The sequence below is a fragment of the Romboutsia sedimentorum genome (assembly GCF_030131845.1).
In the GTDB taxonomy this organism is placed as follows: domain Bacteria; phylum Bacillota; class Clostridia; order Peptostreptococcales; family Peptostreptococcaceae; genus Romboutsia_D; species Romboutsia_D sedimentorum.
The window spans coordinates 655,916-673,439 of sequence record NZ_JASKYM010000001.1 but is presented as its reverse complement, the minus strand read 5'-3'; the positions used below and the strand labels follow the sequence as shown (position 1 = coordinate 673,439).

At 27.5% G+C, this 17,524-nt stretch carries 14 protein-coding genes; 10 read left to right on the top strand and 4 right to left on the bottom strand.

The window, feature by feature from the left end; all coding sequences use genetic code 11:
* Positions 1 to 20 precede the first annotated feature (20 nt).
* Entirely contained in the window at positions 21 to 998 is a 978-nt protein-coding gene (locus QOZ84_RS03500; protein WP_284131570.1) for a tocopherol cyclase family protein, read from the bottom strand.
* Positions 999 to 1,097: 99 nt separating this feature from the next.
* Between QOZ84_RS03500 and QOZ84_RS03495 the strand changes: the two genes are divergently transcribed.
* The 4 genes from QOZ84_RS03495 (at position 1,098) to QOZ84_RS03480 (ending at position 5,229) form a co-directional block, all read left to right on the top strand.
* Positions 1,098 to 2,621 (top strand): FAD-dependent oxidoreductase, encoded by a 1,524-nt coding sequence (locus tag QOZ84_RS03495; protein WP_284131569.1) that lies wholly within the window; start codon positions 1,098 to 1,100, stop codon positions 2,619 to 2,621.
* A 23-nt stretch (positions 2,622 to 2,644) separates the two neighbouring features.
* Positions 2,645 to 3,130, top strand: coding sequence for a methylated-DNA--[protein]-cysteine S-methyltransferase (locus QOZ84_RS03490; RefSeq protein ID WP_284131568.1), 486 nt, complete (start codon positions 2,645 to 2,647; stop codon positions 3,128 to 3,130).
* Positions 3,131 to 3,314: 184 nt separating this feature from the next.
* Positions 3,315 to 4,508, top strand: a complete 1,194-nt coding sequence (megL, locus tag QOZ84_RS03485; RefSeq protein ID WP_284131567.1) for a methionine gamma-lyase — start codon at positions 3,315 to 3,317, stop codon at positions 4,506 to 4,508.
* 160 nt (positions 4,509 to 4,668) lie between these two features.
* A complete protein-coding gene (locus QOZ84_RS03480; protein ID WP_284131566.1) occupies positions 4,669 to 5,229 on the top strand; it encodes a DUF2238 domain-containing protein in 561 nt (186 codons plus the stop codon).
* A gap of 52 nt (positions 5,230 to 5,281) precedes the next feature.
* On the opposite strand, the gene QOZ84_RS03475 is transcribed toward QOZ84_RS03480, so the two are convergent.
* Complete coding sequence (locus tag QOZ84_RS03475; protein ID WP_284131565.1) at positions 5,282 to 6,526, bottom strand: NAD(P)-dependent oxidoreductase; 1,245 nt, start codon at positions 6,524 to 6,526, stop codon at positions 5,282 to 5,284.
* A gap of 248 nt (positions 6,527 to 6,774) precedes the next feature.
* On the opposite strand from QOZ84_RS03475, the gene QOZ84_RS03470 reads away from it, so the two are divergent.
* The 5 genes from QOZ84_RS03470 to eam all read left to right on the top strand — a co-directional run bounded on the left by QOZ84_RS03470 (position 6,775) and on the right by eam (position 12,358).
* The gene (locus QOZ84_RS03470; protein ID WP_284131564.1) at positions 6,775 to 7,578 is read left to right on the top strand and encodes a hypothetical protein; all 804 of its coding nucleotides are present in this window, start codon (positions 6,775 to 6,777) and stop codon (positions 7,576 to 7,578) included.
* 99 nt (positions 7,579 to 7,677) lie between these two features.
* Positions 7,678 to 8,790, top strand: coding sequence for a peptidylprolyl isomerase (locus tag QOZ84_RS03465; RefSeq protein ID WP_284131563.1), 1,113 nt, complete (start codon positions 7,678 to 7,680; stop codon positions 8,788 to 8,790).
* 217 nt (positions 8,791 to 9,007) lie between these two features.
* Positions 9,008 to 10,576, top strand: coding sequence for a hypothetical protein (locus QOZ84_RS03460; RefSeq protein ID WP_284131562.1), 1,569 nt, complete (start codon positions 9,008 to 9,010; stop codon positions 10,574 to 10,576).
* A 61-nt stretch (positions 10,577 to 10,637) separates the two neighbouring features.
* Positions 10,638 to 10,844 (top strand): hypothetical protein, encoded by a 207-nt coding sequence (locus tag QOZ84_RS03455; protein WP_026901724.1) that lies wholly within the window; start codon positions 10,638 to 10,640, stop codon positions 10,842 to 10,844.
* Between the two features lie 248 nt (positions 10,845 to 11,092).
* Complete coding sequence (gene eam, locus QOZ84_RS03450) at positions 11,093 to 12,358, top strand: glutamate 2,3-aminomutase (RefSeq protein ID WP_284131561.1); 1,266 nt, start codon at positions 11,093 to 11,095, stop codon at positions 12,356 to 12,358.
* A 70-nt stretch (positions 12,359 to 12,428) separates the two neighbouring features.
* Here the strand turns inward: eam and QOZ84_RS03445 are convergent, their stop codons facing one another.
* On the bottom strand, positions 12,429 to 12,776 hold the full coding sequence (locus QOZ84_RS03445) for a hypothetical protein (RefSeq protein WP_284131560.1): 348 nt from the start codon (positions 12,774 to 12,776) through the stop codon (positions 12,429 to 12,431).
* A gap of 196 nt (positions 12,777 to 12,972) precedes the next feature.
* A complete protein-coding gene (locus QOZ84_RS03440; RefSeq protein WP_284131559.1) occupies positions 12,973 to 14,061 on the bottom strand; it encodes an AI-2E family transporter in 1,089 nt (362 codons plus the stop codon).
* A 128-nt stretch (positions 14,062 to 14,189) separates the two neighbouring features.
* Between QOZ84_RS03440 and cspBA the strand changes: the two genes are divergently transcribed.
* Positions 14,190 to 17,492 carry a bifunctional germination protease/germinant receptor pseudoprotease CspBA gene (gene cspBA / locus QOZ84_RS03435; RefSeq protein ID WP_284131888.1) on the top strand — a complete coding sequence of 1,101 codons (3,303 nt, stop codon included), beginning with the start codon at positions 14,190 to 14,192 and terminating at the stop codon, positions 17,490 to 17,492.
* Positions 17,493 to 17,524 lie beyond the last annotated feature (32 nt).

The following is a 17,524-nucleotide window of genomic DNA, read 5'->3' as shown; positions in this document are numbered from 1 at the left end:
TATTAAAAAATACTCCTGTTTTAATTTATTATATTTATCAACTCACCTCCATACTCAACACCTGTGCTATTGCCTATTCCTTTGTATATTAATTTTTTTGTTTTAGTATTTTCTAAAGTTATTTCAACAATACCATTGAGTGTTTCATTAACTAGTGGAATCATTTTACCATTTTTAGGACCCATACATAAAACAAAATCACTTTTTTTAGTTTTAGTTTTAAGTGTTAATTTTAAATTATCTTTTGATACTGTCAATTCAATATCATTACCAATACTTTTTAAATTTAACTTACTATTGTTTATAGTAGTAAAGCTAATAAATTTATTTTTTAATGTAAAACCTATTAAAAAGCCTTTGAAATCTTTAATAGGAAATGGAATAGTAGCTAAAGAACAAGTAACACTCACATTGTGCTCTTTAAAGCTATTACTTTGAATCCATACCCAAGATTTAGGGAAACTTTTGCCCCAATTTTTTTCGATATATACCTTTCCACCAGTAAAGTCTATTAACTTTCCATTAATATTTAACTTTCCTACAATGTCACCATTTACAGCGCATACTTGACTATAGCATTCCATAAAATTTAAATAATTATAAAACCCCATACTCCCAGGATTAATAAATGAATCTTTCCATTTAACGATGTTTTTGAACTTTAGACTCCCAATTATAGTGTTATTATCGTACTTTAAATTTAAGTTAATATTATTCAATGAAAAAGTATTAGATTTTATGTTTATCTTAAAATCATTGCTATTATTAAAATCAAAATCACTTTTATTAAATTTCAAATAATTGTATTTAATATTTAATCCATTTAATACTTGTATAAAACTATGGTGTTCGTTAACAGATTGTCCTAGGGAAATTCCAGGGATAAATGCAAATTTATTTAAATTGTTTTTATCAACAATCTTGAAATACCATCCTTCAAAAAAATTCTTTTCTTTCTTACTTCCATGATATAAATCAGGATTAAGTATAGTTTTCATTACTTTTCCTCCAATATGTAGTTATATTATAATAATTACTTATTTTGGTGGGAAGTATACTATATATAAAGAAATTTTACAATAAGGAGAAATAAGAATATGAATGAGTCATATTGGATTTCAAGTTCAAAACATAATAATTTTAAAAATTTAAAAATGAATATAGAAACTAATACCGTAGTAGTAGGAGGAGGAATTGTAGGATTAACGTGTGCTTATTTATTAGCTAAAGGAGGAGTCGAAGTAACTTTAGTTGATGCAGATAAAATAGGTCATGGAGGCTCTGGAAGAAATACAGGTAAAATAACTTCACAACATGAAATTATTTATAGTAAAATAGATAAAAAATATGGAATAGAAAATGCAAAATTATACTATGAAGCAAATGATAAAGCTTTAGATTTAATAGAAGAGATAATAATAAATAATAATATAAATTGTAACTTTGAAAGAACGTCATCATACATTTTTACAGAAAATGAAAATTATTTAGAAGACTTAAAAGATGAGTATGAAGTATGTGAAAAAATAGGAATAGACTGCGATTACCATGAAAATTTAGATTTACCATTAGATATAAAGGGAGCTATTAGCTTTAAAAACCAAGCACAGTTTAACCCTAAAAAGTATTTAGACAGTTTAGTTAAAATCTGTGCAAAATCAGGGGTTAAAGTATATGAGAACACTCCAATAGTTGATTTTGAAAAGGGGAAAATATGCAAGCTAACAACTAAAGATAATAAAAAAATACAAGCTACTAATGTAGTAATAGCATCTCATGTACCTTGGTACGATGGACTTAATTTTTATTTTGCAAAACAAAAATCAGATAGATCTTATTTATTAGGTGCAGTACTAGATAAAGATATATTGCCAGGTATGTTTTTAGGGGTTGAAGAATCTGGAGTAACGTTTAGAGTACATGATGATGAAGGAAGTAAATTATTAATTATAGGTGGTGGAGACCATAAAGTAGGTCAATGTAAAAATGAAGGAGAAATATATGAAAAATTAAAAAAATATGCAACACAAAAATTTGGAGTGACAAATTTTAAATATCAATGGTCAGCACAGGATTATATGAGCTTTGATAATGTACCTTATATAGGACATATAAATAAAAATATAGAAAATATATATGTTGCAACAGGATTTTCTAAGTGGGGAATGAGTAATGGTACAGCATCAGCAATGTTAATAAGTGATTTATTAATTAAAAATAATTCAAAGTATAAAGAACTTTTTAATCCGTCTAGAAAAGGAAGCTATTTGTCTGGTGACTTTATAAAAGAAAATATAAATGTTGGCATAAATTATATTTCTGGTAAACTTAAAATAGGAAGTGATGAATTCCCAATAAATAAAGGTGAAGGAAAAAAAGTAAATATTGAAGGTAGGAGATATGGTGCATATAGACATTATAATGATAAACTATATATTGTAGATATTAGTTGCACACACCTTGGATGTGAGCTTAACTTTAACTCAGCTGAAAAAACTTGGGACTGTCCATGTCATGCTTCAAGATTTGACTATGAAGGTAATATATTGGAAGGACCTGCAATTAAGCCTTTAAATAAATATGGAAAAGAAAAAAATCATATTGATATAAAATTAGTTTAGATAAATTACTGGGGGTAGCAATTATGGTTAAAATAGGTTATGACATATATGATTCTATTATAGGAAAACTATATGTAGTAGTTAGTGATAAAGGAGTAGAGCGAGTACTTTTAGACAAAGATGAATTTGATAATTATATACAAAAAAATGATATAAAGGAAGACAAGGATATATGTAGAGAAACTATAAGACAATTAAGTGAATATTTTAATCAAAGTAGAAAAGACTTTGATTTGAAAATTAATATAGATACTACTGAATTTAGAAAAAGTGTATACAATGAAGTTATAAAAATACCTTATGGTCAAACAAGAAGTTATACTGATATAGCAAAAGCTATCCAAAATGAAAAAGCTGTAAGGGCTGTAGGACAAGCAAATAGAGTCAATAACATAATAATAATAATACCTTGTCATAGAGTAATTGGAAAAAGTGGAAAAATGGTAGGTTATGCAGGAAATAAAATAGATATAAAAGAAAAATTACTTAGGTTAGAAGAGAGATTTTAGAATTTATCTTTTTTGTTTAGATAAAATATAATTTAGAATACTTGTAAGTTGTTGAAAATTATGAAAAATTAAACTTTATGAAAATTTGTTTACAAAGTGAAAATGGAGTGCTACTCTATTTTCAAGTGAGAGGAAAAGGTTTTTGAATGTTTAATAAAGATATAATATCTAGGGGGGAACTAAAATGAAAAATTTAGAAACTATGAGCTTCGCAACTAAAGCAATACACGGTGGACATCATAAGGACCCAGTATCAGGTGCATTAACAACACCTATATTCCAAACATCAACATTTGTATTTGATAGTGCAGAACAAGGTGGAAGAAGATTTGCTTTAGAAGAAGGTGGATATATATATTCAAGATTAGGAAATCCTACTAACAGTCAATTAGAAGAAAAAGTAGCTATGTTAGAAGGAGCAGAAGCTTGTATGTCTACAGCCTCAGGAATAGGAGCAATAAGTTCAGCTTTATGGACAGCTTTAAAAGCAGGGGACCATGTAGTAGCTAGTAAGACTTTATACGGATGTACTTTTGCATTATTAAATCATGGATTAACAAGATTTGGTATAGAAGTAGATTTTGTTGATGCATCAAACATAGAAGAAGTAAAAGCAGCTATGAAAAAAACTACTAGAGTAGTTTACTTAGAAACACCTGCAAATCCAGACTTAAAATTAATAGATATAAAAGCTATATGTGATGTAGCTCATCAAAATGAAAATTGTTTAGTATTTGTTGATAATACTTTCTGTACACCATTTATACAAAGACCGCTAGAATTTGGTGCTGACGTAGTACTTCACTCAGCTACTAAATACTTAAATGGACATGGAGATGTTATAGCAGGATTTGCTGTTGGTAAATTAGATTTTATAAATCAAGTAAGATTATTTGGAGTAAAAGATATGACAGGGGCTGTATTAAGTCCATTTGATTCATATTTAATACTAAGAGGTATGAAAACTTTACAAATAAGAATGGAAAGACATACGAAAAATGCTATGGAAGTAGCTAAATTCTTAGAAGGACATAAAAATGTTACAATGGTTAGTTATCCAGGACTTGAAAGCTTCCCTCAATATGAGTTAGCTAAGAGACAAATGGATATGCCAGGAGGTATGATAGCGTTTGAAGTTAAAGGTGGACTTGAAGCTGGTAAAAAGTTATTAAATTCATTAAATTTATGTACTCTTGCAGTTAGTTTAGGAGATTGTGAAACATTAATACAACATCCTGCATCAATGACTCATTCACCATATACTCCAGAAGAAAGAGCTGAAGCTGGAATAACTGAAGGATTAATAAGAATTTCTGTTGGGCTAGAAGATGCCAAAGATATAATAAACGATTTAAATGAAGGATTAAATAATTTATAGAAATAAGAAGTAAACCCTAACTAATAGGGTTTATTTTTTTGTTTAAAATTATTAATTTATTAGTAATAATTTGCGTATTATAATATTGACCTATATCCTAAAAATAGATACAATTAGTGAAATAGAAATGTAGTAATAAAAATGGAAACGGGGTAGCACTATGGATAAAAACAAACTTACAAAGTACATAACTTTGTTATTGTACATTATGTATGCTTTTTCAGCAGTAATAGTTATAAAAGAAAAAGAAGTTATAAATATTATTATAATAGTATTTTGTGTAGCCGCAACGATTGCATTAGTTATTATAAATAAGAAAAATAAAAAATTATTAAGTGATAATTTATATATAGTGAGTGCGTTATTTATAATGATTTCATCTTTATTAGGGTCTTGCTATAACTTTTATGATATAAGTCATTATGATGATTTTTTACACGTATGGTCAGGTTTAATAAGTTGTACTGTAGCTTTTTCATTAATAACGTTTTTCTATAATGAAAATCAGCTAAAAGATTTAAATAAAGTGTTTTTAATAATATTTTTATTTATGTTTAGTATGGGAGTAGCAAGTCTATGGGAGATAGCTGAGTTTTTCCTAGATACTTATTTTGGTATGAATATGCAAGTCGGCGGATTAAAGGATACTATTATAGATATGATAGATGCTTTAGTAGGAACGGTAATAATGATACCATTTATAATTAAAAATAAAAAATAATAATTAAAAAACACTACTCAATTAAATTTCAAATTGAGTAGTGTTTTTGTATCTAATTAGATGTTATAAATTGTTGCAAATATGCATCCATAGAATCACATACTCTCTTAGCATCAACAACGGCTTGAATTACAGTTCTAGCGCCATTAGTAACATCACCACAAGCATACACACCTTCTCTAGTAGTAAGACCTGCCTCATCAGTTAATATAAGGCCGCCTTTTTTTACATCAAGCCCTTTATTATTTATAACTATAGTATTTTTAGGAACTTGGCTTATAGCAATCAAAATACTATCACATTCGTATAATTTTTTACTATTAGGTATTGTAACTAAAGATGTAGAGCCATCTTCATTAACAATTTTTTTAGTATCTTCAAATATTATACCCTCATCAACTATTTCAACTGGAGATTTAAATGTTTTAAATAAAACTCCCTCTTCTTTTGCTTCACAAATCTCATGCTTAGTAGCAGACATATCTTCAAAATCACGTCTATAACATACAGAAACATCACTACAATTGTAGTACTTAGCACTTCTAGCAGCATCCATAGCTACATTTCCAGCACCTATAACAACAACCTTATTACCTAAATCAAAACTGTTAGGATTTCTTAGATAGTCTATTGCATAATGAACGTGTCCAAAAGTTTCACCTTTTATATTTAATCTTTTAGGATTCCAAACTCCAGTACCTATAAATATAGATTTATATCCATCTTCAAATAACTTACTTAAAGTTACAACCGGTCCTATTAAAGCATTAATTTTAATCTTAACTCCTAATTCTTTTAATCTTTTTTCTAATAGTGAAATATTAAATCGTGGTAATCTGAAAGCCGGAATACCATAAGTTAGTATACCACCTATTTTTTCATTTTTTTCAAATATAGTAACATCATATCCACGACTAGCTAAGTTTAAAGCTACAGTTATACCAGCTGGTCCAGAACCTACTACGGCAACCTTAACTCCATTTTTCTTAGTTTTTTGTAGTTTTATATTTTCTAAATACTTAGTAGAAATCTCATATTCTATATCATGGAAATGCACAGGTTCACCTTTAATTCCTTTTATACAATTTCCACTACATTGATCCTCATGAGGGCAAACTACTGCACATATAGATGATAGAGGATTATTATCAAATAGTATTTTACCAGCTTCTTCGAATTTTCCTTCTTTATATAAACTTATTATTTGCGGGATTGGAGTATCTATAGGGCAATTTTTTTGACACCTAGCATTTTTACAAATAATACATTTATTAGCTTCAATTAAATTAGTAACCATAACCTTACCACCTTTACGACTATTTTTTACAAAAAAAAACAACTTTTTTATATTATAGCAAAAAATTAAATATATATGTAACTATTATTACCACATGCCAAATAATATTTTTATAATAATATGAAATTTGAAAATAAATAAATAAAAATTTCAATTAGTTTACTAATACTCTAAATTTTAGTAATATAATATAAGGAATAATACATAAAAAACTTTAATATTGACTAGATTTAGGGAGGAAAAAATAATTGATAAAAAATTTTATTAATCGTGTGAAAAATTTAGTAGAACAAAATAAAGAAATTATAAAGCAAACTACTGTACCAGATGTATGTGAAGAAAAAACAATCAAAGAAAAAGTTGAATATATTAAAAAATGTAATCAAGAGGAAGTAAAATCTATAGAAGAAAAAATACAAGAACCTTTGACAGAAGAAGACAAAGAATACATAAAAGAGATAAAGATTAAAAGAGGACAAAGTATAAAGGCTATAGACGTATACACTAAAGAGCCACAAATTTTTAAAACACATAAAGAATGTAGTAAAAAACTTAAAATTCCTGTACAATATATACAAGAAAACCTAAAATATGGATATACAGATTATTTAGGAGAAGCTATAAATTATTTAAGTAAAGAACTAAAGTTATCAGGAGAAGAAGACATAAACTATTTAGAAAATACTAAAACACCGTCTCAAATTTTAAGTTTATTAAACAATAAAATATTTACAACTAAGATGTCGGAGTCTAAAAGAGACGAAATTTTATGTAGTGAAAAAATCGAACCAATAAAAATGCACTATACATTTGAATGTATAGATGAAGAATACGATGATTATTTTAAAAAATATAAGTCTATAATTAAAAGGGGTGGGAAGAAAAAGATAGAACTAGTAGATAAAAAGGGGGAAGTTATAGAGATATTTAAATCATTAGATGAATGTGCAACATTTATTAATAAAGAAAAAAATGAAGTAGTATATATGCTAAAGCATAATGATACTAAAGTTGGAAGAAATGAAATAAGATATAGTTTAAGAAATATTTAAATTCATATTAAATTCATTATACTTTCATTTTACATTCACACATTCAAAGTAAATATAATATAAAATAGAATTATAAAGTAAATATTAGGGAGGACATAAATGTCTGAAGAAAAAAAATCAAATCAAACAAATGAAGATGACTTAGTAAATCAGTTTATGAATGAAGAAAATGAAGTGAAACAAGAAACACAGCAAAATGAAGATGAGGGTATAAAACTAAATAAAAAATCAAAATTTAATATAAAGATGATAGCTATAACAGCAGTTGCTGGGGTATTATGTTTAGGTATTGGGTTTAGCGTAGGAAAAGATGCAGGAAGAAAGTTACCTGCAACATCTAAAAACTATAGCAGTAAGGTAATAGCAACAGTAGGGGATACTAAAATAACGGAAAAAGACCTTGAGAAAAAAATGGAACCTTTATTTTATATAAATGGAAAAAAACAATTAACGGATGAAGAAATAAAGACGTATGAAGAAAGTATGACAAATTATATAACTACTACAGAAGTGTTATATCTTGAAGCTAAAAAAGATAAGCTTGATGCAACTAAAGAAGAAATAGAAGCTGAGTATAAGAATTTAATGGAGAGCATGTCTCAAAATTTCACAATCACAGAGGAAGAATACTTAAAAGAATTTAAGCTGTCTAAAGAAGATATACAAAAAGACTTGAAAAAAGAATTGATAGCATCAAAATATATGGAACAATCTACACAAGTAAGTGATAAAGAAGTTAAAAATTACTATGATAAAAATAAAGATGAGTTCTTAAAAGTAAGAGCATCTCATATATTAATTTCAAATAAAGATGATAACGGAAAAGCTGTAAGTGAAGAACAAAAGAAAAAAAATAAAGAAAAAGCACAAGAAATATTAAAGAAAGCTCAATCAGGAGGAGATTTCGCAAGTTTAGCACAAGAATATTCTCAAGATGGTAGTGCTTCAAACGGTGGAGATTTGAATTTCTTTGCAAGAGGACAGATGGTAGAGCCATTTGAGAAAGTTGCATTTGCTCTTAAATCAGGAGAAATAAGTAAAGATATAGTAGAAAGTGAATTTGGATATCATATAATTAAAAAAACAGATGAGAAACAAGATGATTTTGATACAGTAAAAGAAGAATTAAAAACTAAATTATCTTACAGTAAGCAAAGTAATTTATTAGATAATTTATCAGAAAAATATAACGTAAATATAAAAAATGAGTAAATGTAATAAAGGATGTTCTAAGATTTTTTAGAACATCTTTTTTCATAAGTATAAACTCTGTTATAATAAATATAATGATTAAATTTTAGAACAATTGATTATAATTAAAAAGAGAATTTATAAAAATTAAAAATCATAATAATTAATAAGTCTAAATTATATTTAATTTATTAAATAGATAATACAAAATGAATAGTTTTATTTAGGAAGTGGTGAAATGAGAATTATAAAAGATAAAAAATATAGGAAATTTCTAATATTAATATCGATACCTATACTAATCATTGCCCAATATTACTTTTTTAAAGTTGGGATTTTAAGACCAATGGTAAAAGGAGTAGAAATTAAGATAGCAGAAGGTGACTATATATTAGATATAGATCAATTTGTAATGAAATTAAATGATAAAGCAACTTTATCAAGTGGAGAGTACATAACTATACCATCATATGCTAAGGATCCAAATATTTGGTTTAATGTTTTAGATAATAGTGGAGTCTTAAAAATAGAAAATAAAAATGAATTAGTAGCAACGAAAGAAGGTACATCAGCAGTTGCTATTATGAAGAACTCTAGGGTGCTGAGAAAAGCTAATGTAAAGGTTGTGGACCCAAAGGTTAAAGACATAATTGTAAAGTCTGATAATGACTTGAAATACGTTGGAGATGTTGCGAATATAAATACAACACTTAAAGTAGATTATGATAAATTTGAGAAAAAAGAAAAAGTTACATATAAAAGTAGCGATGAAAGTGTTATAAAAATTGTAGATAATAAAGTAGAGGCTATAGGCGTAGGAAGTGCCAAAGTTTACATAAAGGCAAAAAATAAAGAAGAAGTTTTAGAATATAATAATATAAAAGCTAAGGTTGCTAAAATAGACATAGCAACTAACGTAAAAATAGAAGTTGATGAAAGTAAGAAATTAGATCCTAAGATAACTACAAGTCCTAAAGGATTAAAACATCCTAAAGTTAAATATGAATTAGTTGAAAACAAACTATCAATACAAAGGGCAATAAGATTAGACCCTGATGGAACTATAGTAGGTATTAGAAATGGAACCGAAAAAGTAAGAGTTATATGTGACAATAAAAGCAAAATAATCACAGTTGAAGTGGTAGAAAAATCTTTAACTAATAATAAAATAGAAAATTTAAATGTAGATTATAATGTTATTGATAATAAGCTTAAAGTATCACTTACATGGGATTATATAGAGGGTATATTTGACTATGATGTTTATTTAAGAAATAATTCATTACAAGAATCTAAATTTAAAGTAGTTAAATCTGTAAATATAAAAGAGAAAGATGTTAAATCTTCTAAAAAAGTAAAAACTACAATAGAAGTAGATTTGATTGATGGAAAAATTCCAAGCTTGAGTATGTATGTATTAGGAAAAACTCAATCAGGATTGAATACTGATCCAAGTAATATTGTAAATATAGGTCCGCCTAAAGAAGATATAGATGATATAGCAGTTGAAAACTTACAGGCTTATATAAATGAAGAAAGTAATACTGCTAAGCTTAATTGGAATGCTATACCTATGAAAGATATTCAATATAGTATTTATGTAAAAAATAATTTAGCACAAGATAGTGGATTTACGTTAATTGAAAGTTCAGTTTCTGCAAATGAATATACAATCAACCTTGAAGATACAGATGTAGACCTAGATGTATACATAAAAGCAAAACAAGGAGATAAATATTCTAAAGATAGTAATATAATAAAAATAAAAAGAGAAAAAGTAACCGAAGAAAATAATCCGGAAACTTAGTAATAAACAATCCTAAAAACACATATAAGTAGATATACTGTACTTTAGGGGAGAGATTACTTTGAAAAGAAGATATGAACAAATAAATGAATCGTCCAAAGCATTAGCTTCAGAGGCATTTAAGGCTTATACAGGAAAAAAAGACTATAAAAGAGCTATAGAGATTTACAGTATGTTAGCAACTTATACATGTATCCCTGAGGATATATCAAATTTTTCTAAAAACATGGTAGGAAGACTTAGCAAAAAAATTGAAGAAAATGCTTAGCATTAAAAAGATTATCTCGACAAAGAGATAATCTTTTTTTAATACATGAAGTTATTAAATTTTAAATTGACATAACTTGAAAGTGATAAATATATATGATAAAATTAAAGTTAAAATAAATTAATTTGCAAGTTAAGATGCAAATAAGCAAAATAAATTTCTAAATTGGAAATTTACAGACTATTAAAAAACTAATCACATAAGTAAAGGAGGTAATATTAAGGTAAAAAAGCCTTAGTATACAACTTATGAATGAACAAACTAAAATTTCGCTAGAAAGAGCAAAAGAGCTTAAGTCAAGAATAAAAGATTATATAGATATAAAAGATTCTATTCCAAAGGGAATTGAGAATGAAAATGAAATAAATAAAAGAAAAGAGCATATATTAAATACATTAGGCGCAACACAAGAAAATTGGAATGATTATAAATGGCAATTATCTAATCGAATAAGCGATGTAGATACATTAGCTAAGTTATTAAAATTAACAAATAAAGAAATAAGTCAAATAAAACAAGTACAAAGCCAATTCAGATGGGCTATATCACCGTATTATTTAAGTTTAATAGATCCTGATGATATATATGACCCTATAAAACTAATGTCAATACCATCATATATAGAATTAGAGCATTCACAAGAAGACTTAGATCCAATGGGTGAGGAATTTACAAATCCAGCAGGCAGCATAACAAGAAGATATCCAGATAGATTAATAATAAATGTAACAAATGAATGTGCAATGTATTGTAGACATTGTCAAAGAAGAAGAAATATAGGACAAGAAGATTGCCATAGAAGTAAAAATGCTATAAAAGAGTCCATAGATTATATTAGAGATAATGAAGAAATAAGAGATGTGCTTATAACCGGTGGAGATCCGTTAGCATTAAATGATGAAATGTTAGAGTGGATAATAAGTGAAATCAGGAGTATAGAACATGTTGATTATATAAGACTAGGTAGTAGGACATTAGTTACAATGCCACAAAGAATCACAGATGAATTTTGTAATATGATAAAGAAATACCATCCAATATATATAAATACACATTTTAACCATCCGATGGAAATAACTAAAGAAACTAAAGAAGCTTGTACAAAACTTGCTAATAGTGGAGTTCCATTAGGAAATCAAGCAGTGCTTTTAAATGGTGTTAATAATGATAAATATGTAATGAGATGTTTAAATCAGCAACTGCTTAAAATAAGGGTAAAGCCATATTATATATTCCATAGTAAGCATGTAAGAGGAACTGCTCATTTTAATACATCAGTAGATGCAGGGCTAGAAATTATGGAGTATTTAAGAGGATATACTTCTGGAATGGCAATACCAACATATATAATAAATGCACCAAAGGGAAAAGGAAAGACACCTTTATTACCACAATATCTAATATCAAAAGGAACGGATTATATAATGATAAGAACTTGGGAAGGTGAAGTTGTAAAGGTAGAGGATAAGCCCGCTGTTGATATAAAAAGTATGATAGAAAATAGTATTAAATAATTTTAAATAAAAAGAGTTGTCTTTAATTAAAGGCAACTCTTTTGTAATATGTATAAAATTTTATTGCATATTAAGAATTAGTGATTAATTCAAGGTATCCACTTGGATGGAAGAAGTAAATATTACAATTAGTTTTGTCAACGAAATAACCAATGTCAGTTTCAACATCTGGTAAAAAAACATATCCTTGAAGTTTTTTATTTTTTAGTGCCTCAAATTGACTAGAATCTCCTTGATAGATATAGTCTACTTTGTTGTTATATTTTAAGAGAAGTTGTTTTGCTTGTTTTTGTGTCAGTTGTTTATGCTTAATTGAAACGCCTTTTGGATTAGTTTGAGCAAAGCTTAATTGATTTAGGGGTTGTACTAAAAGGAAGCTACAACATAAAACACATAAAACGATAATTCCTTTTTTCATAATGCACCATCTTTCGTAATTATATTAAAATATTATTTTAATATAATTATTAGCAAAAACTTAAATATTTATAAGTATTAGGACTTGTTATTTATAAAAATTTAAATTTATGCATAAAAAAACATTGTTTAGAATAAAAAAGATAAAGAGAATATAAGTATATACTTATATTCTCTTTATTTTAAAAAGTTTAATATTAAATAATGTTTTTATGTTTGTATTCAATAAATTCACTTAAATATATTTTTATAACTCCCATTATAGGAACTGATAAAATCATACCAGGAATACCGAAGAATCCTCCACCTACAGTAACTGCAAGTATAGTTAAAAACGGACTAAGTCCTAATTGACCACCGACTATTTTAGGCTCAATGACAGCTACTTCAATTTGTTGAACTAATATTAAATAAAGTAGTGAAAATAAAGCTATACGAGGATCATAATATAAGTTTATTAAAACAACAGGAGCCATACCTATTACAGGTCCGAAATATGGAATTAAATTCATAATACCAATTAAAGTACCAAATAATAATGAATATTTTGAACCTATAAAATAAAGTCCAATTGCAGACAATAGTCCAACTATAAATGAATCTAGTATTTTACTTGTAAAATACTTTCCTATATTTGTATTTAAAGTACACCCAACATCTAATGTTAATTTTGCATATTTTTTACCTAAAATAATATTTAATGATTTTTTATAAAAAGAAAAGAAACTTTCTTTTTCAAGTAAAATATAAAAACAAATTATGAACGCTAAAATAAACTGTACTATAAATTTAGAGATAGAAAAAGTAGTGCTAAAAATTTGTCCTAAATACCCAATAAGTAAATTACTAATTTCAGGCATTGCAGACATAGCTTTGTCAGCGAATTCTTTTAATGTATTTGGATCGATATTTTTCAAACTATCAGCAATGTCAAAAACAAAAGCTTGTGTTTTTTGAGCATATAATGGAAATTGATTTACCATATCAGCCAAATTACTTATTATTATAGGAGCTGTAAATAATACAAAAGAAGCTAACAGAAGTATTAAAAGCCCATATGTAATAAGAAGTGCAAAGATTCTTTTAAATTTTAGATTAACCTCTAAGAAATTAACAAGAGGGCTAAAAATATAAGCTAACACAAATGCAATTACAAAAGGCGTAAGTAGCGATAATAATAATCTAAGCACATCAAAGAAGTATTGATAGCTGTCTATAAATTTAATACAAATATAAGATAATACTATCGTAATCACTATACTTAGATGAAATTTTTTATCTTTCAATATAACACATCCTTTTCAAAATTAAATTAAATCAATATATGTATTATACAATAAAAGCATTGTTAATACATATATATATAGTGAAAATATTTAATATGATAATACTTAGCTAAAAAGGGGTGATTTAAATAGATTATGAAGTAGTAGTTAAATACAATGGAGATATATTAAAACTTGAAAGTTTATTAGGTGTATCTGTAGAAGTTCTAGGATATAACTATGCAATAATAACAGCAGATTCACCACAGCAAATAAAGAGTCTTTTAGATTATCCAGAAATAGAGTATATAGAAAAACCATTTATACTACAAACTCAAGACACTCAAAGTTTTTCAAGCTCAGGTATAACAAAATTCAAACAAAATAACAACTTAACTGGAAAAGGAGCAATACTTGGAATTATAGACTCGGGCATAGATTATAATTTGCCAGTATTTAAAGATGAAGATGGAAATTCTAAGATACTTTATTATTGGGATCAATCAATACCAGGAAATCCTCCAGACGGGTTTAAAGACGGGTCTTTATATACAAATAAAGATATAAATAGGGCTATAAATGGAGAACTTAAAATACCAATACCGATAACTAGTAGTCATGGAACTCATGTAAGTGGTATTTGTGCAGAAATAGCAAATGATGCGAGTATAATATTTGTGAGGGTTGGTAGTAGAGTTACTGATTCATTTTCAAAGAGTACAGAGTTTATGAGAGCTATAAAATTTGTATTAGATAGAGCCTTAGAATTAAAAATGCCAGTATCTATAAATATAAGCTATGGAAGTAATGAAGGCTCTCATACTGGACTATCATTATTTGAACAATATATAGATGAGATGTGTAATTTTTGGAAAAACAACATAGTAATAGCAGCAGGAAACAATGGAGATAAAGGTGGACATAAAAATATAAATATTAAAAGAAATAATAATAAAGAGGTAGACGTTGAATTTGTTGTGGGGGCAGGTGAAAAGTTGTTAAACCTAAATATATGGCCAGATTTCATAGATGATTTTAGCGTAAATTTAATGAGCCCATCTAATTTACAAACTCAGCCGATATCAAGAGAATTTCCAGAAGTTAGAAATATTATAGGCGATACGAAAATTAAAGGATATTTTTACCCAATAACACCTTATTCTTTAACAAGACAGGTAACTATTCAAATAAGCTCAGATACAAGTATTGCCCCTGGAATATGGAAAATGGTATTTACACCTAAAAATGTGATAACAGGAAATGTTGATATATATTTACCAACATCAGAACGTATTAGTAGGGATACTAGATTTTTAATACCAGATAGAGTGGCAACTGTTACTGTCCCAGGAACTGCTACAAAGCCTATAACTGTTGGAAGCTACAATTCAAGGACAGATAATGTGTCTATATTTTCTGGAACAGGTGATATAGAAAATGGTATATATAAGCCAGAACTATTAGCACCAGGAGAGGACATAGTATCAGTATTGCCAGGAGGAAATATAGGCGCACTAACAGGAACTAGTATGGCAACACCTCATGTGACAGGATCGGTAGCACTTTTAATGGAATGGGGAATAGTTAAAAGAAATGATTTATATTTATATTCTCAAAAAATGAAAGCATTACTTATACAATACGCAAGAAGAAATCCTAATTATACATATCCAAGTAATTTGAGAGGCTATGGTTTTTTAGATTTATCAAATATAAATTTAAATACGGTATTTGAAGAAATTCCAGCAGATATTTTTGTGAGAAAAATTAAAAAAAATACACACAGAGTAGAAAATGATTTAGAAGGTTTAGTACCAACACTTAATATACTTCATGGACCTAATTTTGAAGAAGAATTTAAAAACCTAAATACCCCATACAAACATTATAAAGTAGCTGATAATTTTAGTATTATATATACAAAAGATCAAAATATAAAAGTCTTAGAGAGCGTTTTAAATTTAAGATCAGTAATAAGAGGTCAAAGAAATGTGTGGGTAGCACCATTAGGAGAAGTCAGCCAGGGAACATCGGAAGGAGTAGTAGCAAGTGAAGAAATAGGAGCAAATTTTTTTAAAAATAATCCAAATGTTTCTATAACTGGAAAAGGGGTTGTAATTGGTATCGCAGACTCTGGAATAGATTATTTACACGAAGATTTTATATACCCGGATGGAACGTCTAAGATAGTGTACTTATGGGACCAAACAAAAGATGGCAATCCACCAAAGGGGTATTCTATAGGAACTGAATATACTCGTGAGGATATAAATAAAGCTATAGCAGCTAAAGATGATAGCTTATCAAAAGATGAAGAAGGTAGGGGAACTATGATAAGTGGGATATGTGCTGGGCTTGGAAATATAAATAAAGAATATGCGGGTGTAGCAGAAGAAGCAGAATTAATAATAGTTAAATTAAAAAAATTAAATGGTTTTTATAATAATGGATTATTATATGCAGCAACAAGTTATATACAAGATAAAACATATAGGTCTAATATAGCCGGTGTAGTTAATTTATCAGTAGGAAGTAACTCGATGTTAGGAGTAAGCTCTAGGGTTCTTTCGGAAAAATATTTTTTCAAAAGAGGAATATGTACAGTATCAGGTGTTGGGAATGAAGGTAATACACAAACACACGTATTAGGTAATGTTAACTTTAAGAATGAGAGACAATTTATAGAAATAGAGTTAGCAGAAGATGAAAAAGAGATATACATAGAATTATGGGTTGATAGACCTGATAAAATAAATGTTGCACTTATACCACCTACAGGAGATGTAAGTAAAGAACTTGATGTATCAAATCTTGGTTTAGTAGAGGGTTTATTTGATTTAGAAAGAACTAGATACTCAATACAATATATGTATCCAACCTCAGACTCAGGGCAACAACTAACAATTATAAGATTAACAAATGTTAAAAAAGGAATATGGAAGATACAATTAATTGGAAAATATATAACTACAGGAAGGTACAATGCATATTTACAAAATAGAGTATTCTTAAAACCAGGAACAAAATTCACACAAACTGACCCATCATATACTGTAAATTATACAGGGGTATATGAAGATGTAATTTCGGTAGGTGCATATGACACTATAAACAGTAGTATATGGTCTACTTCATCAAGAGGACCAAGTATAAGCAGTTTAAGCAAACCTGATTTAGTCGCTCCTGGAGTTAATATAATAGCTCCGTATCCAGGAAATAAATATGCAAAAATAACAGGAACAGCAGCAGCAGGAGCATATGTATCTGGAGCTGTTGCACTTTTTCTTCAATATATTTTAGTTGATAATAATTATCCAGATAAGGCATTTGTTCAAATGATAAGAACGTATATAAGTGCTGGAGCAAAAAGAGATTCACAAATTTTATATCCAAATCAAAGTTATGGATATGGAGAGTTAGATATAAGAGGAATGTTTGATCAACTAAAGTAGGCTCTAGCATGTATTGATATTTGAAATAAATA

Bases quoted from the DNA above. Each gene is read 5' to 3' on its own strand.
- QOZ84_RS03500 (WP_284131570.1), bottom strand. From the start codon at position 998: ATGAAAACTATACTTAATCCTGATTTATATCATGGAAGTAAGAAAGAA.
- QOZ84_RS03495 (WP_284131569.1), top strand. From the start codon at position 1,098: ATGAATGAGTCATATTGGATTTCAAGTTCAAAACATAATAATTTTAAA.
- QOZ84_RS03490 (WP_284131568.1), top strand. From the start codon at position 2,645: ATGGTTAAAATAGGTTATGACATATATGATTCTATTATAGGAAAACTA.
- megL (WP_284131567.1), top strand. From the start codon at position 3,315: ATGAAAAATTTAGAAACTATGAGCTTCGCAACTAAAGCAATACACGGT.
- QOZ84_RS03480 (WP_284131566.1), top strand. From the start codon at position 4,669: ATGGATAAAAACAAACTTACAAAGTACATAACTTTGTTATTGTACATT.
- QOZ84_RS03475 (WP_284131565.1), bottom strand. From the start codon at position 6,526: ATGGTTACTAATTTAATTGAAGCTAATAAATGTATTATTTGTAAAAAT.
- QOZ84_RS03465 (WP_284131563.1), top strand. From the start codon at position 7,678: ATGTCTGAAGAAAAAAAATCAAATCAAACAAATGAAGATGACTTAGTA.
- QOZ84_RS03460 (WP_284131562.1), top strand. From the start codon at position 9,008: ATGAGAATTATAAAAGATAAAAAATATAGGAAATTTCTAATATTAATA.
- eam (WP_284131561.1), top strand. From the start codon at position 11,093: ATGAATGAACAAACTAAAATTTCGCTAGAAAGAGCAAAAGAGCTTAAG.
- QOZ84_RS03445 (WP_284131560.1), bottom strand. From the start codon at position 12,776: ATGAAAAAAGGAATTATCGTTTTATGTGTTTTATGTTGTAGCTTCCTT.